The 4,224-nt window shown below is 64.3% G+C and carries 3 protein-coding genes and 1 pseudogene; all 4 read left to right on the top strand.

The window, feature by feature from the left end:
• A partial coding sequence (locus EN914_RS26475; protein ID WP_206527242.1) for an alkaline phosphatase family protein occupies window positions 1–713 on the top strand: 713 nt, incomplete at its 5' end.
• A 227-nt stretch (window positions 714–940) separates the two neighbouring features.
• Window positions 941–2,398 carry a phosphonoacetaldehyde dehydrogenase gene (phnY, locus tag EN914_RS26470; protein WP_024502484.1) on the top strand — a complete coding sequence of 486 codons (1,458 nt, stop codon included), beginning with the start codon at window positions 941–943 and terminating at the stop codon, window positions 2,396–2,398.
• A 72-nt stretch (window positions 2,399–2,470) separates the two neighbouring features.
• The gene (locus EN914_RS26465) at window positions 2,471–3,829 is read left to right on the top strand and encodes an aspartate aminotransferase family protein (RefSeq protein WP_024502485.1); all 1,359 of its coding nucleotides are present in this window, start codon (window positions 2,471–2,473) and stop codon (window positions 3,827–3,829) included.
• 2 nt (window positions 3,830–3,831) lie between these two features.
• Window positions 3,832–4,224 (top strand): annotated as a pseudogene (locus tag EN914_RS26460) (C-terminal binding protein); the annotation flags it as partial.

The following is a 4,224-nucleotide window of genomic DNA, read 5'->3' as shown; positions in this document are numbered from 1 at the left end:
CGGCAGAGCTGTCGGAGTTCGTCTTCGCCGCCGGCGTCCAGCTGCTGAAGGAATTCCGCCCCGACATCATGTATCTGACGACCACCGACTATGTGCAGCACAAATATGCGCCCGGCGTGCCGCAGGCCAATGCCTTCTACGAAATGTTCGACAAGTACCTGACCGACCTCGATGCGCTGGGTGCTGCCATCGTCGTCACCGCCGACCATGGCATGAAACCGAAGCACAAGGCCGACGGCTCGCCCGACGTGGTCTATGTCCAGGATATTCTCGACGACTGGCTGGGCAAGGACGCCGCCCGCGTCATCCTGCCGATCACCGACCCCTATGTCGTGCATCACGGCGCGCTCGGCTCGTTTGCCACCGCCTATCTGCCTGATGGCACAGACCAGGCCGGCATCATGGCGCGGCTGGCCAAGATCGACGGCATCATGCTGGTCGTCGACAGCCCGACCGCCTGCGAGCGCTTCGAGCTTCCGGCTGACCGCATCGGCGACATCGTGCTGATCTCGACCGAAAACAAGACGATCGGCACCTCAGAACATCGCCATGACCTGGCGGCTCTGAACGAACCGCTACGGTCGCATGGCGGGCTGACCGAGCAGGAGGTGCCGTTCATCGTCAATCGTGTGCTGCCGGAATTGCCGAACGAACCTGTGTTGAGAAACTTCGACGCCTTCTACTACGCCACCATGGCGGCGGCGCTGGCTTGAGTCGAGCGTGATTGTCGACCCCCACTCCGCCGAGCTTCGCTCGGCACCTCTCCACCGATGGACGGGGGAGAGGAAAGGCGCCAGGGTTAGCCGCGGCTTAGCCTGGAAACGTTGAGGCACTGACCTCGCCTGATTTCCTCTCCCCCGTCGATCGGGGGAGAGGTGGCCCGAAGGGCCGGAGTGGGGGTCGATCCTCCGCGCAACAAGAATCTGCTGGAGCAGAACCCATGACCAAGCTCGACCCTGCCATTAAAGTTCGCCACGAGCCGATGCGCATTGCCGGCAAAAAAGTCGATGCCGAAGGCGTCGTCGAGGTTCGCTATCCCTGGAACGACACCGTCATCGGCACCGTTCCGGCCGGCCGCGCCGATCACGCCCGCCAGGCATTCGAGATCGCCGCCGGCTACAAATCGAGGCTGACCCGCTACGAGCGTCAGCAGATACTGTTCCGCACCGCCGAGGCATTGGCCTCGCGCCGCGATGAAATCTCCGATCTCATCACGCTCGAGCTCGGCATCTCCAAGACGGACTCGCTCTATGAGGTCGGCCGCGCCTATGACGTGTTCACGCTGTCGGCACAGATGTGCATCCAGGATGACGGCCAGATCTTCTCCTGCGACCTCACCCCGCACGGCAAGGCGCGCAAGATCTTCACCACTCGCGAGCCGTTGAAGGCGATCTCGGCGATCACGCCGTTCAATCATCCGCTCAACATGGTCTCGCACAAGGTGGCGCCGGCGATCGCCACCAACAATTGCGTGGTGGTCAAGCCGACCGAACTGACGCCGATGACCGCACTTCTCCTGGCCGACATTCTCTATGAAGCCGGCCTGCCGCCGGAAATGCTGTCGGTGGTGACCGGTTGGCCGGCCGATATCGGCAACGAGATGATCACCAACGACAACATCGACCTGATCACCTTCACCGGCGGCGTGCCGGTCGGCAAGATGATCGCCCGCACCGCCGGCTACAAGCGCCAGGTGCTGGAGCTCGGCGGCAACGACCCGCTAATCATCCTCAACGATCTATCGGACGAGGATCTGGCAAAGGCGGCGGACTTGGCAGTGGCCGGAGCGACGAAAAACTCCGGCCAGCGCTGCACCGCGGTCAAGCGCATCCTCGTCCAGGAAAGTGTCGCCGACCGTTTCGTGCCGCTGGTGCTGGAGCGGGCGAAGAAGATCCGCTTCGGCGATCCGATGGACCGCGCGACCGACCTTGGCACCGTTGTGCACGAGAAGGCGGCGGCGCTGTTCGAGGCCCGCGTCCACATGGCTGCCGAGCAAGGCGCCGACATTCTCTACAATCCGGGCCGCCAGGGCGCGTTGCTGCCGCCAATCGTCGTCGATCGCGTGCCGCATACATCCGAGCTGGTCATGGAAGAAACCTTCGGGCCCATCATCCCGATCGTGCGCGCGCCGGACGATGACGAGGCGCTGATCGCATTGTCCAACTCGACCGCCTTCGGCCTGTCGTCGGGCGTCTGCACCAACTCGTTTCCCCGCATGCAGAAATACATCGCCGGGCTGCAGGTCGGCACCGTCAACATCTGGGAAGTGCCGGGCTATCGCATCGAGATGTCGCCCTTCGGCGGCATCAAGGATTCGGGCAACGGCTACAAGGAAGGCGTCATCGAAGCGATGAAGAGCTACACCAATGTGAAGACATTTTCGCTGCCCTGGTCCTGACCGGACGGCATTGACGGATAGAACAATCGAGGGAGCGTTCGCCGCTCCCTCATTCGCATTTCGGAGACCATGATGGCCGCGATATCTGAACTTGTGCACACCGAAGGCGATTCCAACACCACAGCGGCTCGCGGTCGCTGGGATGCCGGGCAGGGCGATCCGCGGATCCGCGGCCTGCTCGATCGCGACGCGGCCGCCTTCATGCACCAGAGCCTGTCCAGCCCCTGTTTGTCGACGATCGCCAAGGCGCAAGGCATCTGGATCGAGGACACCGCCGGTCGCCGCTTCATGGATTTCCACGGCAACAGCGTCCATCACCTCGGCTATGGCCACCCGAGGCTTGTGGCCGCCATCAAGAAGCAGCTCGATGAGCTCTGCTTTGCGCCGCGCCGCTTCACCTGTGAGCCCGCCGTCGAACTGGCCGAGAAGCTGGCGGCATTGGCGCCCGGCAATCTCGGCAAAGTGCTGTTCACTACCGGCGGCTCGGACGCCATCGAGGTCGCGCTGAAGATCGCCCGCGCCGCGACCGGCCGCTTCAAGACGGTGTCGTTCTGGGATGCGTTCCATGGCGCCGGCTTCGGCGCAGCAAGCGTTGGTGGCGAGGCGACCTTCCGCTCGCACATATCAGGCCCGATGATGACCGGCACCGAGCACGTCGCGCCTTGGGACGGCTATCGCTGCCCCTATGGCCACGATTCCCTGGAAGCATCGGGCCTCGCCTGCGCCAACATGATTGCCTACGTCCTTGGCCGCGAGCAGGACGTGGCGGCGGTCGTCGCCGAACCGATGCGGGCGACGCCAAACCCGCCGCCGCCGGGCTTCTGGAAGCGGGTGCGCGAGGCCTGCGACCGGCACGGCACGCTCTTGATCTTCGACGAGATCCCGACCGGCCTTGGCAAGACCGGCAAATTCTTCGCGCACGAGCATGATGATGTGACGCCTGACATCGTCGTCCTCGGCAAGTCGCTCGGCGGCGGCGTCCTGCCGATCGCCGCCATCATCGCGCGCCGCGATCTCGACGTCACCGGTGGCTTCGCGATCGGCCACTACACCCACGAGAAGAACCCGGTGACGACCCGCTCCGCATTGACGACGATCGACATCATCCTGGAGGAAGGGCTGGTCGAGCGCGCGGCCGAACTCGGTCGGCACATGCTAGGGCGCATGCAGCACCTGATGGCGCGCTCGCCCCATGTCGGCGACGTCAGGGGCAGGGGACTGATGGTCGGCGTCGAGCTCGTCGAGGATCGCGATACGCGCCAGCCGGCACGCGATCTCGCCGAGCGCGTCTTCTATGCTTGCCTTGAACAGGGGCTGAGCTTCAAGATCAGCCAAGGCAACGTGTTGACGCTGTCGCCGCCGCTGGTCATTTCGAAAACCGACCTCGACGGCGCGCTCGACATCGTCGAGCGAACGGTGCTGGCGGCCTGACCGTGAAGGCCGTGCGCACCGACCGCGAACTCGAATGTCCCGGCATCGACGCCGGCTTGCGGGCGAGGGGGGTCGAACTGGTGACGCTGCCGGACGGCATCCCCGAAGCTGATCTCATGCAGGCCGTTGCGGACGCCGATCTTTTGCTGATGTGCTACACGCCGATCACCGCACGGGTGATCGAGGCGGCTCCCAGATTGAACGGCATTGTCAAATATGGCGTCGGCGTCGATGCCATCGACATCCCCGCCGCGATGCGGCGTGGCATTCCCGTTGTCAACGTGCCGGATTATGCTGAGGAAACCGTCGCCGAAGGCGCCTTCGCGCTGATGATCGCGCTGGCCAAGCGGCTGCCCTCCATCACCGCCGCGGTGATGGAGGGCAGCCGCTTGGCC

Source organism: Mesorhizobium sp. M7A.F.Ca.CA.001.08.2.1 (assembly GCF_003998455.1).
In the GTDB taxonomy this organism is placed as follows: Bacteria; Pseudomonadota; Alphaproteobacteria; order Rhizobiales; family Rhizobiaceae; genus Mesorhizobium; species Mesorhizobium ciceri.
This window is presented reverse-complemented; position numbering and strand designations above follow the sequence as displayed.

Excerpts from the sequence above, each read along its gene's own strand:
- EN914_RS26465 (WP_024502485.1), top strand. The coding sequence starts at position 2,471 with ATGGCCGCGATATCTGAACTTGTGCACACCGAAGGCGATTCCAACACC.
- phnY (WP_024502484.1), top strand. The coding sequence starts at position 941 with ATGACCAAGCTCGACCCTGCCATTAAAGTTCGCCACGAGCCGATGCGC.